Annotated in this window: 10 protein-coding genes (1 of these 10 only partly in view); 3 read left to right on the top strand and 7 right to left on the bottom strand. The window is 70.9% G+C overall.

The features are described 5' to 3' along the window. Positions 1-9: 9 nt before the first annotated feature. On the bottom strand, positions 10-1,068 hold the full coding sequence (locus tag ABD705_RS07830; RefSeq protein WP_344782267.1) for a glycerophosphodiester phosphodiesterase family protein: 1,059 nt from the start codon (positions 1,066-1,068) through the stop codon (positions 10-12). A 101-nt stretch (positions 1,069-1,169) separates the two neighbouring features. Here ABD705_RS07830 and ABD705_RS07825 point away from each other — a divergent pair, with 101 nt between their 5' ends. The 3 genes from ABD705_RS07825 to ligD all read left to right on the top strand — a co-directional run bounded on the left by ABD705_RS07825 (position 1,170) and on the right by ligD (position 3,731). Further along, the gene (locus ABD705_RS07825) at positions 1,170-2,075 is read left to right on the top strand and encodes a Bax inhibitor-1/YccA family protein (protein ID WP_344782265.1); all 906 of its coding nucleotides are present in this window, start codon (positions 1,170-1,172) and stop codon (positions 2,073-2,075) included. Positions 2,076-2,149: 74 nt separating this feature from the next. Then, positions 2,150-2,464 carry a helix-turn-helix domain-containing protein gene (locus ABD705_RS07820; protein ID WP_344782263.1) on the top strand — a complete coding sequence of 105 codons (315 nt, stop codon included), beginning with the start codon at positions 2,150-2,152 and terminating at the stop codon, positions 2,462-2,464. 40 nt (positions 2,465-2,504) lie between these two features. Beyond that, positions 2,505-3,731, top strand: a complete 1,227-nt coding sequence (gene ligD / locus ABD705_RS07815; RefSeq protein WP_344782261.1) for a non-homologous end-joining DNA ligase — start codon at positions 2,505-2,507, stop codon at positions 3,729-3,731. A 168-nt stretch (positions 3,732-3,899) separates the two neighbouring features. Here the strand turns inward: ligD and ABD705_RS07810 are convergent, their stop codons facing one another. The 6 genes from ABD705_RS07810 to ABD705_RS07785 form a co-directional block, all read right to left on the bottom strand. Further along, positions 3,900-5,303, bottom strand: coding sequence for a glycosyltransferase (locus ABD705_RS07810; RefSeq protein ID WP_344782437.1), 1,404 nt, complete (start codon positions 5,301-5,303; stop codon positions 3,900-3,902). Positions 5,304-5,351: 48 nt separating this feature from the next. Further along, on the bottom strand, positions 5,352-6,932 hold the full coding sequence (guaA, locus tag ABD705_RS07805) for a glutamine-hydrolyzing GMP synthase (RefSeq protein ID WP_344782259.1): 1,581 nt from the start codon (positions 6,930-6,932) through the stop codon (positions 5,352-5,354). Continuing rightward, entirely contained in the window at positions 6,929-7,411 is a 483-nt protein-coding gene (locus ABD705_RS07800; RefSeq protein ID WP_344782256.1) for a DUF3817 domain-containing protein, read from the bottom strand. The genes guaA and ABD705_RS07800 overlap by 4 nt, the downstream gene beginning before the upstream one ends. Before the next feature lie 9 nt (positions 7,412-7,420). Continuing rightward, complete coding sequence (locus tag ABD705_RS07795) at positions 7,421-8,275, bottom strand: SURF1 family protein (protein ID WP_344782254.1); 855 nt, start codon at positions 8,273-8,275, stop codon at positions 7,421-7,423. Then, positions 8,272-9,390, bottom strand: a complete 1,119-nt coding sequence (locus ABD705_RS07790) for a GuaB3 family IMP dehydrogenase-related protein (protein ID WP_344782435.1) — start codon at positions 9,388-9,390, stop codon at positions 8,272-8,274. Before ABD705_RS07790 ends, ABD705_RS07795 begins: the two co-directional genes overlap by 4 nt. A 202-nt stretch (positions 9,391-9,592) precedes the next feature. Further along, positions 9,593-18,261, bottom strand: the 3' portion of a protein-coding gene (locus tag ABD705_RS07785; protein ID WP_344782252.1) for a hypothetical protein. The gene runs 23,191 nt beyond the window's last position; the window shows 8,669 of its 31,860 coding nt (coding positions 23,192-31,860); its start codon lies off the right edge, out of view; the stop codon is at positions 9,593-9,595.

Here is an 18,261-nt window from a genome sequence, read left to right as displayed (position 1 = left end):
GGCACCCGATCAGGCGTCGCGGAAGACCCGGATGCCGAGATCGGCATGGTCGACGAAGACACCGTCCACCCCGGCCTGCGCGAGCACGCGCCACTCCCCCGCATAGTCGCCGAATGCGGCCTTGCCGCCGGGGCCGCGGAAGCGCGGGATCAGGAACGTATTCTCCGGTCGGCATGTCCAGGTGAACACCCGCAGTCCGCGCGCGTGTGCGTCGCCGACCAGCGACGACGGGCCCGCCGTACGGCCGTTCCGGTCGGCCGCGAGGATCATCCTCTTGGCGACGCTGATGCCGTCCACCGACCCGGCGAGTCCGTCCAGCCCCGCGGGGGTCGCGATGTGCGCGTAGGTCGGCGCGGCCCGGCCCTGCGCGGCGACCAGGTCGAACGGACGGCCGGACGCCTCCAGCAGATACACGTACTGCGCGATGATCCCACGCGCGCGGACCCGGGCCAGGACGGTCTGCTCGAACGATTCGACCACCAGCGGCATCCGCCCGTCGGCCCAGCCGGATGCATGCAGCTCGTCGGCCAGCATCGCGGCCACATCCCAACCGCGCGCGGCGAAGAAGGTGGCGTGCTTGATCTCCACGACCGCGCCGATCTCGCGCTGCCCGGCGACGGATGCCGTGCGCACCAGGTCGAGCACGTCGCGCAGCCGAAGCATCGGCTCCGTGCCGTCGAAGGTCGCGCTGACGGGCCGCAGCCGCGGCAGCCGCTCGCGGGCGCGGAGCGTTGCCAGCTCGTCCCAGGCGAAATCCTCGGCGAACCAGCCGGTGACCGCGTTCCCGTCCACGGTCTTGGTGGTGCGGCGGCCCGCGAACGCGGCGCGGGTGGCGACGTCCGTCGTGCCCGAGATCTCGTTCTCGTGCCGCACCACCAGCACGCCGTCGCTGCTGACCACGATGTCAGGCTCCACGGCATCCACCCCCTGCGCGAGCGCGAGCTCGTACGAGCTGCGAGTGTGCTCGGGACGATACCCGGGCGCACCGCGGTGGCCGATCACGAGCGGACGAGGGTGCGGCACGGGCCCCACGCTACGCGCCACGAGCCGGATTCCCCGTGTGCTCATAGCGGAATCACAGTGCAGCGGGTGCCCATGAGCGGGTGCGCCCGGGTATCGTGGAGGCACAGCAGAGTGCTGTGACACAGATTCTTCTGGAGTGTGCGAGCATGCCGTCGGCAAACCCCGCCTTCAACAACCCGGCGTTCCGCGATCAGAGCGCCGTCAAATCTTACCCGGGCGGCCCGCAGGCCGCACAGATCGGCGGGCCGGGCGCCGCCGCCACCCAGCAGGCCGCCGCCGCATCGGTGAACGCGCACCTCGAGGGGCAATTCGCCGCCCCGGCCGCCGGCGCACTGGACACCGACCGGATGACGGTCGAAGACACCGTCCTGAAGACCCTCGGCCTGTTCGCCGTCCTGGTCGTCACCGCCGTCATCGGCTGGGTGTGGTCGGCCTCGTCGATGACCGCCACCTCGGCGCCGAGCATGCTGCCGTGGATCATCGGCCTGGTCGGCGGCTTCGTGCTGGCGATGATCATCTCGTTCTCGAAGACCGTGCGTCCGCCGCTGATCTTCGCCTATGCCGCGTTCGAGGGCCTGTTCGTCGGCGGCATCTCGATGTTCTTCGAGTCGATGTGGCCGGGCATCGTGCTGCAGGCCACGCTGGGCACTCTCTCGGTGGTCGGCGTGACACTGGCGCTGTTCGCCAGCGGCAAGATCCGCGCCACCAAGCGGGCGACCAAGATCTGGATGATCGCGATGATCGGCTACCTGGTCTTCTCGCTGATCAACGTCGTCATGATGATGTTCGGCGCCTTCCCGGACGGATCGGCCGGCGCGTTCGGAATGCTCAGCAGCATGAAGATCGCCGGCATCCCGCTGGGCCTGATCATCGGCGTGTTCGTGGTGATCATGGCGGCCTACTCGCTGGTGCAGGACTTCGACTTCATCCAGCAGGGCGTGCGCAACCGCGCCCCGCGCAAGTACGGCTGGCTCGGCGGCTTCGGCATCATGGTGACCGTGGTCTGGCTCTACGTCGAGATCCTGCGCATGATCGCCATCGCGCGCAACTGACATCCGCCTGACACGAAGGGGATCGCTGGTATGGGCGGTCCCCTTCGTCGTGTTCGCCGCGATATCGTAGGCGCATGGCAGAGATCATCCCGCTGCATCCGACCCCGCAGCCCCAGCCGCAGCTCGAGCCGCTGTGGCGCGAAGCCGTGGGCGACGTGCTGCGCCGCACCCGCCATGATCGCGGCGAGCGCCTCGCCGACACGGCGCGTCAGTCGGGCGTCTCGCCCCAGTACCTGTCCGAGATGGAACGCGGACTGAAAGAGCCCTCCAGCGAGATGCTCGCGGCGGTCGCCGGGGCCCTCGAGCTGACGCTCCTCGACCTGGCCGCTGCCGTCGCCGCCGACCTGCTCCCCGCAGCGCCGACCGGCACGGTCCGCAACGCGGCATAGGGGCTGGCCGCAGCATCCCCCAGCCGCTAGCGTGGCGGACATGAGCAGCCCGGGCAAGAAGGGCGCGGCCGAGGCGCATCTCGACGTCGAGGGGCAGGACGTGCGCGTCTCGCACCCCGACAAGGTCATCTTCCCCCAGCCCGGACTCACCAAGCTCGACCTCGTCAGCTACTACCTCGCCGTCGCCGAGCCGGCGCTGCGCGGCGCCGGCGGGCGTCCCCTGGTGCTCAAGCGCTTCGTCAAGGGCATCGACGCCGAGCCGTTCTTCCAGAAGCGCGTCCCCGAGAACCACCCCGATTACATCGACACCGCCACACTGCGGTATGCGTCGGGCACGTCGGCCGAAGAGGCGGTGATCCGGGATGCCGCGGGCCTGGCCTGGGTCGTGAACCTCGGATGCCTCGACCTGAATCCGCACGCCGTGCGTGCGGAGGACCTCGACCATCCCGACGAGCTGCGCGTCGACCTGGACCCGATGCCCGGGGTGGACTGGAACCAGATCGTCGACGTCGCCTTCGTCGTGCGCGACGTGCTCGAGGAGCACGGACTCGTCGGTTGGCCGAAGACGAGCGGGTCGCGCGGCATCCACATCCTCGCCCGGATCCGGCCGGAATGGGACTTCCGCCAGGTGCGGCTCGCGGCCGAGTCGCTCGCGCGCGAGGTCGAGTCGCGGGCGCCCGGGCTCGCGACGGCGCGCTGGTGGAAGGAAGAGCGCGGCGAGAGCGTGTTCGTCGACTTCAACCAGAACGCGAAGGACCGCACCGTGGCATCCGCGTATTCGGTGCGCCCGCTGCCGGACGCCCGCGTGTCGACACCGCTGGGGTGGGACGAGCTGCGCAGGCGGCGCCCCGAGGAGTTCACGGTGCTCACGGTGCCGGATCGCTTCGCCGATCAGGGCGATCCGCACGCCGGGATCGACGCAGCCGCCGGCTCGCTCGCGGGCCTGCTGCGCCTCGCCGAGGAGCTCGGACCCGCCGACAAGCCGCCCCGAGGGACGAGTCAGGCCGGTCGGCGCGCTTCCACGATGCCGCTCATCGAGATCGCCCGCACCGAGACCAAGCCGGAGGCCGAAGCCGCACTCGCGCGCTGGAAGGCCGCCCACGTCGACATAGCCGCCCTGCTGCACCCGGCCGATGTGCTCGTCGACGGCATGCGCGGCTCGAGCTCGCAGTGGTACCGGGTGCGGATCAACCTGCAGCACGTGCCCGCACCGGATCGTCCGGTGCAGGGGCCGCTGCTGGCCGACTACGATCCGTGGGCCCGGTAGGACGCCCGGCGCGTCCGGGCGCCCTACCCGGCCAGCCGTCCCCGGAGTCCCGCGATATGACCGCGCCGTGCTGACGCAGCACGGCTCAGACCCGGCCGCGCACCCCGCCTTCCTCAGCCCGTCGGCGGTCGTGCACTCGGTCACGCCGCCGGTGCGACGCCAGCCTGCTCAGACCCGGCGGGACGGCACCGCCAGCACGTCGCGCACGGCGCCGGCGAGGGCGGCCATCACGTTCTCGGGGTCGACGCGACGCGCGGCCTGCACGGCTTCCTGCGAGAGCCGCACCCGCAGGTCGACGTCGCCGAGCACCCGCACCAGCGCGTCGGTCAGCCCCGCCACGTCGCCGTCGGGCACCAGGATGCCGCCGCCATCGGCGAGTGCCTCGCGCGGACCGTACCGCACGTCGTACGAGACGACCGGGCAGCCGTGCGCGAGCGCCTCGATCACGGCAAGTCCCTGACCTTCGAACGCCGAGGTGAACAGCAGCGCGGATGCCTCGTCGAGCACCCGCTCCGCCTCGGTCGTGCCGCCGCGCAGCACGACGTGCGCGCCCAGGCCCCACTCGTCGATCAGGTCCTGCAGCGCGCCGCGCTGCCCGCCTTCGCCGAAGACGTCCAGGTGCGCGCCGGGCACCGCCGCGACGACCCCGGCGAACGCGCGGATCGCGTGGTCGATGCGCTTGCCCGCCGCCAGCCGGTTGAGCATGACGACGCGGCCCGCATCGCGGCGGGCGGGCGGGACGACGGATGCCGCAGCCGGCACGCCGTGCGGCACCACGACGTGCACGCCGGCCAGATCGAAGCGCTCGCGCGCATCGGCGCGCTGCGCGGCGGTCAGCCACAGCACCGCGTCGAACCGCTCGGCGAGATCGAACCAGCGCGACCAAAGCGCGTTCACCGGTGCGTCGGGCCGGTACGGCGGCTCGAGGTGGATCGTGTGGATCGCGTGGATCAGCCGCACCGCCGGGTCGTCCCACCCGGCCAGCAGCTCGCCGAGCTGGCGTGACTCGCACAGCACCACGACGGCCCGGTCGTCGGCGACGCGCAGCCCGCGCACGACGTGGTCGAGCCAGGCGCGGTACAGCGCGCCGAATCCGTCGAGCACTCCCGCAATCGCGCCGCCCGCCGCGTAGACGAGCACCGCGGCGGTGCTGATGTGCCAGTCCGGGTCGCCGGGCAGCACCGGCAGCCCCACCACCGGCTCCCCCTTCGTGCCGGTGACGGTACGGTACGCGATCGCGGGGTCCGCGGCGCCGGCGTGCGCGCCGTCCCTCAGCCACCGGGCCGCCCCGCCGGCGGGGTCGGATGCCTCGTCGAACAGGTTGCGCATCCGGTTCGGGTCGACGACCAGATCGCGGGCCGCGAACTCGGCGCGGTGCCGGGCATGGTCGGCCGGGGTGCCCGGGTCGACGGTCAGCAGCAGCGGGCCGCCTCCGCCGTGCACGCCGGATGCCGCCATCTGCCGTGCCCGCGCGAGCGTGGCCAGCGTGTACCCGCCGTCGGTGTCGGGGATCAGCCGGCTCGACAGGACGACGTAGTGCGCGTCGGGGAAGGTGACGCTGATCGTGTTCATGGATGCCACGCTTCCATGATCCTCGACCTCAGGCCGCCGCGCGCGCCGCTACTCCCACTCGATCGTCCCCGGCGGCTTGCTGGTCACATCCAGCACGACCCGGTTGACATCGCGCACCTCGTTGGTGATTCGGTTCGAGATCTTCGAGAGCACATCGTAGGGCAGCCGGGTCCAGTCCGCCGTCATCGCGTCTTCGCTCGAGACCGGCCGCAGTACGATCGGGTGCCCGTAGGTGCGGTGATCGCCCTGCACGCCGACCGAATGCACATCCGCCAGCAGCACCACCGGGCACTGCCAGATCTCGCCGTCCAGACCCGCCGCGGTCAGCTCGGCGCGCGCGATGGCATCGGCCGCGCGCAGGATCTCGAGCCGGTCGCGGGTGACCTCGCCGATGATCCGGATGCCCAGACCCGGCCCCGGGAACGGCTGCCGGCCGACGATGGCCTCGGGGATCCCGAGCTCGCGCCCGATCGCCCGCACCTCGTCCTTGAACAGTGTGCGCAGCGGCTCGATGAGCGCGAAGTCGAGGTCGTCGGGCAGTCCGCCGACGTTGTGGTGGCTCTTGATGTTGGCGGTGCCGGCGCCGCCACCGGACTCGACCACGTCGGGGTACAGCGTGCCCTGCACCAGGAACTTGATCGGCGCGTCGCCGGAGGCCGCGGCCTCGGCGACCAGCTCGCGCTGCACCTTCTCGAACGCGCGGATGAACTCGCGGCCGATGATCTTGCGCTTGGCCTCGGGGTCGGTGACGCCCTCGAGGTGGCCGAGGAAGGTGTCCGCGGCATCCACCGTGATCAGCCGCACTCCGGTCGAGGCGACATAGTCCTGCTCGACCTGCTCGCGCTCGCCCGCGCGCAGCAGGCCGTGGTCGACGAACACGGCGGTGAGTTGGTCGCCGATGGCCTTGTGCACGAGTGCGGTCGACACCGCCGAGTCGACGCCGCCGGACAGCGCCGAGATGACCCGGGCATCCCCCACCTGTGCGCGGATGCGCTCGACCTGCTCGGCGATCACGCTGTCGCTGTTCCACGACGCGTCAAGGCCGGCGGCCTTGTGCAGGAAGTTCTCGATGACCTCTTGGCCATGGTCGGTGTGCCGCACCTCGGGGTGCCACTGCACGCCGTAGAAGCAGCGCTGCGCGTCGCCGAAGGCCGCCACCGGGGTGGCGGGCGTCTTGGCCAGCACCTCGAAACCGGCCGGCGCCTGCGAGACCTGGTCGCCGTGGCTCATCCAGACGTTCTGCGCGGCCGGCTGGCCGCCCAGCAGCACGCCGCCGTCACCGGCGATCATGGCCGCGGTCGCGCCGTACTCGCGCAGCCCGGTGTTGGCGACCTCGCCGCCGAGTGCCTTCGCCATCACCTGGAAGCCGTAGCAGATGCCGAGCGTGGGCACGCCGAGCTCGAAGACCGCGGGATCCAGCTGCGGAGCGCCGGCTTCGTACACCGACGACGGGCCGCCCGAGAGGATCAGGGCGACCGGGTTCTTCGCAGCGATGTCGGCGGCGGTGGCCGTGTGCGGCACGATCTCGCTGTACACGCCCGCCTCGCGCACGCGTCGCGCGATCAGCTGCGCATATTGCGCACCGAAGTCGACGACAAGGACGGGGCGCTGCGCAGTCGGTTCGGTCACCGGGCTCCTTCGGGGGCGGGGCTGATATCGGATGCCGGAACCGCCGCCGCTTCGCGTTCGGCGAGATACCGCTTGACGTCGCGGGCGACGATCATCTCCATGATGAAGGACAGGAACGGCACCACGCCACCGGCGGCGAGCATGATGAAGCGCAGGAACTGCCAGCGCATCATGCTCCACACCCGGAAGCACGTGAACAGGTACACGACGTAGAACCAGCCGTGCACGATCAGGATCGTCATGTTGATGTTCAGGCCGTTGCCGGTGGATTCCTCACCATGCGGCCCGTTGATCACCGGCGACAGGTAGATGGCGCCGCCCGATCCGCCGACGAACAGCTCCTGGTGGAAGCCGTACTTCATCACCATCTCGGCCACCAGCAGCAGCAGGAAGGTGCCGGTGATCACCGACGCGATCTGGTAGAGCTTCAGAGCGCCGCGGATGGCAGGAAAAGTGGCCAGTTTCGGGGCGAGGGGCATGGTGCCATCCTACCTGCGGTGCTCTGCGTCCTCGCCGGGAGCCCCGGGATCAGGCTCCAGGATCTCCTCGACCTCTTTCTCCCAGGCATCCTTGGCCAGTCGGTACCAGAGGTAGAACGCGAAGCCCGCGAAGACGGCCCATTCGGCGGCGTAGAACAGGTTCAGCCAATTGACCTGGCTGCCCGCCTGCGGCGGCCGCGACACGATCTGCACCAGGCCCGCCACCGGGGTGTTCGAGACGACATAGGCGCGGTAGACATCCAGCCCGGCGATGTCGTGCCAGCGGCTCAGCAGCGACGCGGGCGACATCGACAGGATCGCCATCGGGTCATCGCGCGGCGGCACGATCGGGCCCTCATCGCTGATCAGCCGGCCGGTGACGGTCACCGGCGTCACGGCGGCCCGGTTCAGGTCGGCTGCCGCAGCGCGCGCCTGTCCGACGGTCGGCGCCCAGCCGAGCGCGACCGCCAGCGATGTCGGAGCGGCGGCGTCGGTGCGCAGCTGACCGGTGACCCAGAAGCCCTGCACGTCGCCGTTCATCCGGCGTGAGACGACCAGGTAGTCACCGGCGACGAAGTGGCCGGTGACGGTGACCTGCTGACCCTCGACCGGGGCGTTCAGGTAGGTGCTGGGCTGCAGCACCTGGTCGATGGGCACGACCTGTTCGCTCTGACCGGGTTCGAACGGAACCGTGTCCAGGGCACGGCCGAGCTGCCATTGGCCCAGCCAGGCGAACACGCCGGCCACGACCAGGCACAGCGCGAGCAGGGCGATCCAGCGCGGGCGCAGCAGCACCTCGCGCAGCGTCGGCGGAAAGACATCCGGCTCGTCCGGCGCGTGCTGCTGCGGAATCGACGTGCTCATTCCACGCCGTAGGGCGCGACGACGACCTCGACCCGCTGGAACTCCTTGAGGTCGGAGTACCCGGTGGTGGCCATCGACTTGCGCAGTGCTCCGACCAGGTTGGCGGTGCCGTCGGCGATCGTGGCGGGGCCGTACAGGATCTGCTCCAGCGGTCCGACCTGCTCGACGTGCACCCGGCGGCCGCGCGGCAGTTCGGCGTGGTGCGCCTCGGGGCCCCAGTGGAAGCCGCGACCCGGGGCGTCCGTCGCGCGGGCCAGTGCGACGCCGAGCATGACCGCATCCGCGCCCATCGCCAGCGCCTTCACGATGTCGCCCGACGTGCCCACGCCGCCGTCCGCGATCACGTGCACGTAGCGGCCACCGGACTCGTCCATGTAGTCGCGGCGGGCACCGGCGACGTCGGCCACGGCGGTGGCCATCGGCGCGTGGATGCCGAGGGTGGCGCGAGTGGTGGATGCCGCTCCCCCGCCGAATCCGACCAGCACGCCGGCGGCACCGGTGCGCATCAGGTGCAGCGCGGCGGTGTAGGTGGCGGCGCCGCCGACGATGACGGGCACATCGAGGTCGTAGATGAACTTCTTCAGGTTCAGCGGCTCGGCCACCGAGGAGACGTGCTCGGCCGAGACCGTGGTGCCGCGGATGACGAACAGGTCGACGCCGGCGGCGACGACCGTCTCGTAGAGCTCCTGGGTGCGCTGCGGAGTGAGCGACCCTGCGACGATGACGTCGGCGTCGCGGATCTCGGCGAGCCGGTCGCGCACCAGGGCGGGTTTGATCGGCTCGGTGTAGAGCTGCTGCATGCGCGCGGTCGCATCGGCGTCGCTGAGCGTGGCGATCTCCACGAGCAGCGGCTCGGGGTCGTCGTAGCGCGTCCACAGGCCCTCGAGGTCGAGGACGCCCAGGCCCCCGAGCTTGCCGAGCGCGATGGCGGTCTGCGGGCTGACCACCGAATCCATCGGCGCGCCCAGCACCGGGATGTCGAAGGTGAATGCGTCGATCGACCAGGCCGTCGAGACGTCTTCGGGGTTGCGGGTGCGCCGCGAGGGCACCACCGCGATGTCGTCGAACGTAAAGGCCCGACGGGCGCGCTTGGCGCGGCCTAGCTCGATGTCCATGCTCACCCTGACAGCCTACCCGCGCGGTTCGGCCGCGTTCCGCGTGTCGGCCGGTGGCTGGCGCGCGCCGTGCACCGGCCACGCGCCGGCCACGCGCCCTCGCGCGCCCGTTTCCGACAACCGCGTATGAAAAGAACGGGCGCGGGTGTCAGAAACGGGCGCGCGGACCCAGATCGCGCACGGACCCACCGGCCGGCGCGGCTCAGCGGCGGCGACGACGGGACAGGGTGCTCGCGGTGGATGTCTCCGGCGGTACGGCGTAGGAGTCTACCGGTGCGGCGGACTGCGGCGCAGGCAGGGGCGCGGAGTCCAGCACCGCCGCGGTCGAGTCCGTCAGCGCCGTGAACGAAACCAGGCCGATCAGCGGCAGCGGGCCCGCTGCGCCGGGGAGAGTGGATGTCTGTGCGAGCGTCGACGGCGTCGTCGTGTCGGCGGCCCCGGCGGCGTTGATGGCGGCAACCGTCGCATCCGCCTCCACGACCACGGCGCTCGGTGCCGCATCCGTCGTGCCCGCCGGCACGGTCGGCGGCGTCAGATCGGCCTCGTAGTTGTTCCAGCCGTCGAGCACGCTCTCGAGGCTCGAGATCTGAGCGTCGTCGCCCGAGGCCAGCGCCGCGTCGACCGCCGCGATCAGCCAGGCGGCGCTCTGCGGGTACGAGATGTACTGACACGTCGTGGCCAGCAAGCCCGCCACCGCCGCCCGCAGCAGCGCGATCGCGCCGCCGCCGCCGGCGCCGAGGGCGTCGAGCAGCGTCTGACCGGACAGCTCGGCCGGAACGTTCGTGAACACCGTGGTGAGCAGCTGGTCGGGCGTGTACACGAACACCCCGTCAGACTGGGCCGGCCACAGCGCCGTGTGGTTCTTCCAGTATCCGGGCGTCAGGCCCTCGCCGAAGCCGTTGCCGTAGTAGCCGGCGACGTCGCTGCCGGAAGCCCCCTGATGCGTCACCGACTCGGTGACCACGGCCGCCGCGGTGTTGCGGTAGGCGCCGGCGCCGACGATCGTGGTCGCCCGGAACAGCCAGGTCTCGCCGACGTCGATGAGCCCGTTCTGGTTGACGTCGCCCGCGTTGTACGACGTGCCCACGGCCAGCACCTGCGCCGGTGCGAAGTCGTCGGAGGTGGCGGGGGTGCCGTTGTCGTCCCACAGGCTGGTGAACGTGACCGCGAAGTTGCCGGTGTTGGTGACCAGATACGTCCACACTGCGGTGGTGCCCACCAGCAGCTCCTTGGCCGGCTGGGTGTTCGCGTCTTCGATCGTGGTGGGATGCCACGGGTCGAGGGCGTTCACTGCCTTGCCGACGGTGACCGACGCCACGACACCGAACGAGTAATTGATGTCGGCGCTCCACACCGTGACCGCCGGTGACGCACCGGAGGTCGCGCCGCTGACCCGCACCACATTGTTGTAGGCGCCTGCCGGCACCAGGTGCGGGGCGCTGAACAGCCACAGCTCACCCGGGTCGAGCACGCTGTCGCCGTCGGTGTCGCCCGAGACGTAGGTCGGCGTGATGTCGTCGCTGGGGTCGTCCGGCGTGCCGTTGTCGTCGACGATCGTGATGTCCGCCAGCGCGACCCCGGTCGTCGCCGACACCTCGTACGTGAAGGTGGCCTGCCGCCCGGCGGCCAGCAGCACGGCGGCGTCGGCGGAGCCGGCCGCCACGCCGCCGAGGTACTTGCGCACCAGGATGCCGGGGACAGTGCCGGTGTAAGTGGCGACATCGTGCGCCGTGACGGTCTGGTCGGCCTGGCCGACGACGCTGCCGGTCACAGTGGCGGTGTTGCGGTAGTCGCCGGAGGTGACGGGTCCGGTCGCGAAGAAGCACCAGGTCTCGCCGGGGTCCAGCATTCCGTTGCCGTTGATGTCGCCGCCGCCTGGGATCGTGGTCTGGCACAGCTGCTCGACGGCGAACGCGCCGCTGCCGTCGGCCGTGCCGCCGTCATCGGTCAGCCCGATCATGTCGAGCACCGTGGTGCCGGTGTTGGTCACGAGGTACGTCCAGGTGACGGTCGAGCCGACCGCGAGCACCGGGCCGGTCGTGTTCGCGTCCTCGCGCACGGTCGGGTGCCACGGGTCGACGGCGTTCACGGCCTTGCGGATCGTGATCGAGCTGGTGGCGCCGAAGTGGTCGCTGATGTCGCTATCGCTCACCCGTGCCCCGGTGCGCGGCTCGGCCGCGGTGACGGTGCCGGTGTTGGAGTACTGCCCGGCCACCACCGTGGCGGTGACCACGCCGGCCGACGTGTACAGCCAGACCTCGCCGGGGTCGAGCAGGTCGTTGCCGTTGGTGTCGCCCGACACGAGCCGCGGGCTGAAGTCGTCGGCCGTGCTCGCGGTGCCGCGGTCGTCGACGATCGACACGATGCTCACGGCGACGGTGCCGGGGTTGGTGACCAGGTACGTCCAGACCAGGGCCGTGCCGATCGGCAGGATCAGCTGGTGCGCGGTGTCGTTGCCGTCTTCGCGGACGGTGGGATCCAGCGGGTCGACAGCATTGGTGGCCTTGACGATGTGCACCTGTGGTGCGATGCCCAGGTACCAGGCCGGGTCGGTCGCCGCGTACGTCACGCCGCTGACGACGGCGACGACGGTGCCGACGTTTCCGTGCAGGCCGGCGCGCGCGAGGCCGCCGATCACGCCGGCGGAGGTGAACTGCCACACCTCGGTGCCGTCCAGGATGCCGTTGTAGTTTGTGTCGCCGATGTTGTACGAGCCGGCGACGCCCTTGACCTTGGCGGTGACCATCACGCCGACCGGCGTGAAGTCGTCGGAGGCGTCGTCAGGGGTGCCGTTGTCATCGATGATCCGCAGCGCGCCGCCGGCGAACGAGACCCGGTTCGGGCTGCTCACGAGGTAGGTGAACACGACCGCGCTGCCGACGGCGACGTAGTACGGGTGCGCCGGGTCGTTCGCGTCCTCAGCAGAGGTCGGCGCACCGGGCTGTGCCGCGTTGACGGCCTTGACGATGCGGATGCCGCCGGCCGGGCTGCCGGTGTAATAGGTGGGGTCCGTCGCGGTCGGAGCCGGGCCGGCCGGGGGCTGGGCCGTGACCGACGAGCCGTCGCGGTACATGCCCACCACGGCGGTGAGGGTGACCGCGCCCTGTGAGCTGAACAGCCAGGTCTCGCCGACGCCGAGCACCCCGTCGCAACCGGTGTCGCCGACGATGCAGCCGCTCGCATCGCGCACGGCCACGGCGGTGAAATCGTCGGCGGTGCTCGCTGTGCCGTGGTCGTCGGTGACGACGACGTCGGTCAGGGCGAGGGCGCCGTCGTTGGTGACGAGGTAGGTGAACACGACGGATGAGCCGCCCTGCAGGTACCGGCCCGGTGCGGTGTCGGCGTCCTCAGTCGCGGTCGGATGCAGCGGATCGGCCGCGTTCACGGCGGTCTGGATCGCGATGTGGGCGCCCAGGCCCGTGTACTGCGCGATGTCGGATGCCGTGACGGTCTGCCCGGTGCCGCTGGTCGCCGTCACCGTCGCGGTGTTGGTGAACGGGCCGCCGAGCAGGGCCGTGGTCGCCCACTGGTACACCCACGTCTCACCGGAGTCGAAGATGCCGTTGACGTTGAGGTCGCCGATGTTGTGGATGCCGTCGGTGCCCAGCAGCGGCGTCATCTGCGCGAGCCTCACGTCGTCGCTGGTTGCGGTAGTGCCGTTGTCGTCGACGAGGCCGGTGATCACCATCGCGGCGGCGCTGGAGTTGTGCACCAGGTAGGTGAAGACCACGCGGGAGCCGACGGGGACGGCCGGGCCGGCGGTGTTCGCGTCCTCGGCGGCGGTGGGATGCTGCGGGTCGACCGCGTTCACGGCCTTGACCAGGCTCAGCCCCGAGTCGCCGAAGTACCAGGCCGGGTTCGTCGCCGTGTCGGTCGCGCCGGTGCCATCCGTCGCGGTGACGGTGCCGATGTTGCCGTGCCAGCCCTGTGCGGCGACGGTCGGGGCGCCGACGACCCCGGCAGACGTGTACAGCCAGACCTCGCCGGCCCCCAGCATCCCGTCGAAGTTCGTGTCGCCGACGTTGTACTGCGCGCCGCGGAACGTCGTCAGCACCGGCAGCGGCGACCAGTCGTCGGAGAGGTTCGTGCTCGTGCCGTTGTCGTCGATGACGCCGACCACCATGACCGGGGTCTGCGAGTTCGTGATGACCCGGTAGGTGAACACCACCGCGACGCCGGCGCCCAGGTGCGGCGCGGTCGCTGTGCTGTCGGCCTGCTCGGTGGTGGTCGGGTGCAGCGGGACCGCCGCGTTGACGTCCTTGAAGATCTGCACGGTCGGCAGTGTGCCGGTGTAGTTCGTCGGGTCGGCGGCCGTGACCCGGATGCGACCGACCGGGTCGAAGCCCACAGCGGTCACCGTGTGCTCGTGCCCGCCGGCCAGCGCGAACTGCGGGGCGCCGGCCACGCCCACTGCGGTGAACAGCCACACTTCGCCGGGATCGATCAGGCCGTTGCCGTTGGCGTCACCCGAGACGTAGACGGGGTGGAAGTCGTCGGTCGGGTCCGCGGAGGTCGCATTGTCGTCGGTGATCGATACGAGCTGGAACGAGATCGTCGACGGGTTGGTGACCAGGTAGGTCAAGGCGAGTGCGGACCCGACCGCGAGGGTCGGTCCCGGCGGCACGTCGGCGTCTTCGACGTCGGTCGGCGCCGGCGGGTCGATCGCGTCGACGGCACCGGCCACGCCGATCGTGGTCAGCGGGTTGCAGTCGCAGCCGAGGTCGACAAGGCCCCGGTAGTCGATCTGCACCCCGGGCACGTTGCCGGGCTGCGGGTCGCGCGGTCCGCCGTGCTGGTCGTCGAAGTACGAGCCGCCCGGGATCGGCATCGCGGTCTCGTCCAGCGGCGTGTTCGGGGTGAACGTCGAGTCCTGCCCGCCGGCGTTCGACAGCGCCGTGATGAACGCCTGGATGTGCGGGTTCGGGCTGCGGTTGACGACGGGGGCGCCGAAGGGGCTGAACGGCACGACGAAGCTGTTGAACTCGCCGGTCCAGTCGAACATGCGCGCCCGGCCGCTGCCGGCGATCAGCACGTCCAGACCCGCACCGCCGTAGGCGAACGTCGGTGCCGACCACAGCGCGTCCTCGGGCACCCGGTTGTGCTCGCCGTCGGCTTCGAGGTTCTGCACGGACTGCAGCAGGTCGTCGCCGAAGCCGCCGAACAGCCAGTTGCTGTCGGTGCCGCCGACGAGCCAGTCGTTGCCGTTGTCGCCGTAGATGATGTCGCAGCCGTCGTCGCTCTTGATGACGTTGCCGGCGGCATCCAGGATCGGGTGACCCGCGGCATCCAGCACGAACGGTGTGAAGCTGAGGAAGAAGTCGACCTTCTGCCCCGAGGCGCAGGTGCCGTCGACGCCGATGTCCTTGGTGCCGTCGGTGCAGTCGTAGATCTTCGACCACGGGTCATCGGCGTTGTAATCGGCGAACTTCGTCGTGGCCGGGTTGTAGGCCAGCGGGTCGGCCGCGTTCACGCCCCATGTGGTCAGGAGTGCGGACTGCGGGATGTCGGTGTAGTAGAAGGGCAGGGCTGCCGCGCCCGAGATGGCGTCGTCGCCGGCCTCGCCGTGGATCCAGTCGTTGCCGAGCCCGCCGTAGACGATGTCGGCGTAGCCGCCTGCGGTGGGGTCGTTGCTGTCGTAGCCGAGCAGCCGCGCCTCGTTGAACAGGTCGCCGGCGGTGAACGTCGTGGCTTGCGTGTACGGGCCGGGCAGGGCCAGCAGCACGTCGGTGGCGTGGGGTGTGCTGACATCCCACAGCGGCTCGGTCAGGCCGTTGCGGCTGACCTTGAAGTAGCCGTCGTCGCCGAGGATGCGGTCGTCGCCGGCGCCGCCGTAGACCCGGTCGTCGCCGGTGCCGCCGATGATGGTGTCGTCCTGTCCGTCCCCGGCGAGCACGTCGTCGCCGAGTTCGCCGAGGATCACGTCGCCGCCGGCTTCGCCGTGCACGAGGTCGGCGGCGCCGATGTCGGTGGCGGCGGGGTCGCCGATCGTGTAGTCGAGGTAGCGGTACGAGCGCGGCACGATCTTCTCGGTGGTGCTGCCGCCATAGATGTCGTAGGTGAAGGTGAGGAACGACAGCGCCGCCTTGACGTGGCCGTACGCGTCGCGCGTCGGGCTGCCCGAGGCCCCGACCAGCCGGTAGATGTCGCCGTTGTCGGCCATGATCACGTCGGCGTCGTGCGCGTGCCCGGCCGCCGACAGGTCGCCGAGGTCGTTGAGCCCGGTGCGCGTGTGGGCGCCGCCGTAGATCGTGTCGGCGCCGTCGGGGCGCTGGTCGCGGGTGATCAGACCGAACATGTCGGAGCTGCCGCCGACCAGGTCGTCCTGGCCGAGGTCGCCGTAGAGCACGTCGGCCCCGCCGTTGCCCTCGATGTAGTCGTTGCCGTCGCTGCCCGGGCCTGCGGCATCCTCCGCCGACGCCCGCGGATCGGTGACGGTGTCGCGGGTCTGCACGTCGATCGTGACGCTGCCCTCATCGTCGATGACCGTGGCGTCGCCCTGGATCCAGTCGCCTCCGAGCTGGCCGAACAGCACGTCGTCGCCCGCGCCGCCGGCGATGTCGCTGTCGGAGAAGGTGCCCGAGGCCGGCGTGAAGCTCTGGTCGTGCAGCTGGATGTAGCGCACGTGTGCGCCGCGCGGGTCGCGCTGGTAGCCGTAGTCCGTGCATGTCGCCGGGGTCAGGCCGTTCGGGTCGATCCACTGGCAGGGCAGGCTGACGCCGTCGAACTCGGTGCCGGCGATGTTCGTCGAGCCGTCGACGGTGCTCAGGATGTCGGTGCCGCGCAGCACGCGCATGCGGGCGCTGGCGTCGGATCCGGTGCGCAGGATCGTGGCGTTGTCGCCGGCGATGACGTCGTTGCCGGCGCCGCCGTCGAGGAAGTCGCCGTAGCGGCAGGACGAGGTGGCGGTGCAGACGCTGTGTGCGCCGTCGGTGCCGCCGGTGCCGTCGAAGACGTCGCCGAACGCGACCGGGCCGGCGCTGTAGTCGACGCCGCCGTTGTAGCCGCCGGCGCCGCCACTGTTCGCGACGACAGAGTTCGCCATGACGACGCCCGTGCCGCCGGTGGTGAGCGGGTCGCCGGTGTTGCCGCCGACGATGTCGTCGTCGCCCGCGTCGCCGGTGATCCGGTCGCTGCCGGCACCGCCGATCAGGGTGTCGGCACCCGCATTGCCGTTGATCAGGTCGTTGCCCCAGTTCGCGCCGGCCTGCGTGTCGAGCGAGGTCCAGCTGAAGGTGTGGTCGTTCAGCGGCACGTCCAGCGGCAGCAGGCTCGGTGCGATGCGGCAGCCGGGGTCGGCCTGCGTCGGGTCGGTCGGGGCGGTGCCGATCTGGGTGCACAGCACGGCACCGAAGTCGCCGAAGACCAGGTCGTTGCCGGCGTTGCCCCAGATGGTGTCGCCGCCGCCGCCGCCGAGGAGCAGGTCGTTGCCGAGGTCGCCCTCGATCGTGTCGCTCACACCGTTCTGCTGCTGCACGCTCTGCAGCGACATCAGCAGGGCGGTCGTCTGCAGGCGCTGCAGCCGGGTGCCGCTGGTCTGAACGAACGTGCCGGTCGCCTCGTCCAGCGCCCAGGTGCGCTGATCCTGCACGTCCTGGACGACGGCGCCGTGGTCGCCGAAGATGACGTCCTCGTCTTCGCTGTTCGCGTCTCCCGGCGTCGCGGCGCTGGCCGGCGCCGAGCCGATGCCCTCGCCGATCAGCACGTCGTGGCCGGCGAGCAGTCCGTCGGCGTCCGGCAGCGCGCTGGTGCTGACGGTGGGCACGGTCAGCACCCGGGTGATGACGTCGATGTTCACGCCGGAGTCGCCGTAGATCAGGTCGCGGCCGCGCTGGCCCAGGATCAGGTCGTTGCCCGAGCCGCCGGCGAGGATGTCGCCGGCCTGGCTGCCCAGGATCGTGTCGTCGCCGGCACCGCCGTAGATCGTGACACCCACCGACGGCAGGGCGCTGCCGGCGATGCCGGCATCCAGCGCGCTCGCGTCGATCATGTCGTTGCCGGCGTAGGTGTAGGTCTGCGCGACCGGGAACACGTAGTCCGGGGCGTTGCCGACCGGTTCGATCGTGGGCTTGGCGCCGAAGTCATGACCCGACGGCTGCGAGATGCTGCCGCTGTACCAGATGCCGTCCTGCGAGGTGTCGCCGTAGATCACCAGGGGCGAGCTCGGGCCCGGCGAGCCGGCGCCGACGCCCGGTCCGTCCAGCACGACGATGTGGTCGCCGCCCACGCGCACATAGCCGGTCTGCGACGATGCGGGGTCGTAGACCGAGACGGTGCCCGACAGCGTGCCCGCCGCCGGCGCGCCCACGAGCGCGCCCTGCAGCAGCAGGGTCTGGCCGGCGGTGCCGGCGAACCCGGTGATCGTGTAGGCGCCGTAGATCGCACTGCCGGGCAGGGTGATCCGCTGGCCGACCGCGAACCCGGCGTCGTGCCACGAGTAGCCGTCGGTGCGGGTCAGGGTGGCGCTGCCGGCGGCGCCGGTGGCCCACGTGAAGGTGCCGGTCACCTGCAGCAGCGCGTTGCCGCCGCCCTGCAGCACGGTCAGTCCGCCGTGCAGGGCCGGGATGCCGGTGGGCAACTGGTCGTCGGCGGCCTGATCGGGTCCGGGGATCATCGTGCTGTGCACGATGAGGGTGTCGTTGCCCTGGCCGAGCATGACATTCAGTACCTCGATCGTCGTCTTCGAGGCATCCATGACGAAGTTCCCGTTCGCGTCGACGGTGATCGTGCCGTACGAGATGCCGCCGGGGAATGAGCTCGGTTCGCCGAACGAGGTGCGGCCCGTGAAGGTGACGCCCGGGCCCATGCCGAAGCCGGTCAGTGCGGTCGAGGTGAGGTCGCCGGTCTGGTCGGCACGGCTGCCGTCGTCGAACA

Source organism: Microbacterium kribbense, from assembly GCF_039537285.1.
Classification (GTDB): domain Bacteria; phylum Actinomycetota; class Actinomycetes; order Actinomycetales; family Microbacteriaceae; genus Microbacterium; species Microbacterium kribbense.
Note: the sequence above shows the minus strand (reverse complement) of the source record. Positions and strands in the feature narration are given on the sequence as shown.

Coding starts and splice junctions, on each gene's coding strand:
- ABD705_RS07830 (WP_344782267.1), bottom strand. CDS start 1,068: ATGAGCACACGGGGAATCCGGCTCGTGGCGCGTAGCGTGGGGCCCGTG.
- ABD705_RS07825 (WP_344782265.1), top strand. CDS start 1,170: ATGCCGTCGGCAAACCCCGCCTTCAACAACCCGGCGTTCCGCGATCAG.
- ABD705_RS07820 (WP_344782263.1), top strand. CDS start 2,150: ATGGCAGAGATCATCCCGCTGCATCCGACCCCGCAGCCCCAGCCGCAG.
- ligD (WP_344782261.1), top strand. CDS start 2,505: ATGAGCAGCCCGGGCAAGAAGGGCGCGGCCGAGGCGCATCTCGACGTC.
- ABD705_RS07810 (WP_344782437.1), bottom strand. CDS start 5,303: ATGAACACGATCAGCGTCACCTTCCCCGACGCGCACTACGTCGTCCTG.
- ABD705_RS07800 (WP_344782256.1), bottom strand. CDS start 7,411: ATGCCCCTCGCCCCGAAACTGGCCACTTTTCCTGCCATCCGCGGCGCT.
- ABD705_RS07795 (WP_344782254.1), bottom strand. CDS start 8,275: ATGAGCACGTCGATTCCGCAGCAGCACGCGCCGGACGAGCCGGATGTC.
- ABD705_RS07790 (WP_344782435.1), bottom strand. CDS start 9,390: ATGGACATCGAGCTAGGCCGCGCCAAGCGCGCCCGTCGGGCCTTTACG.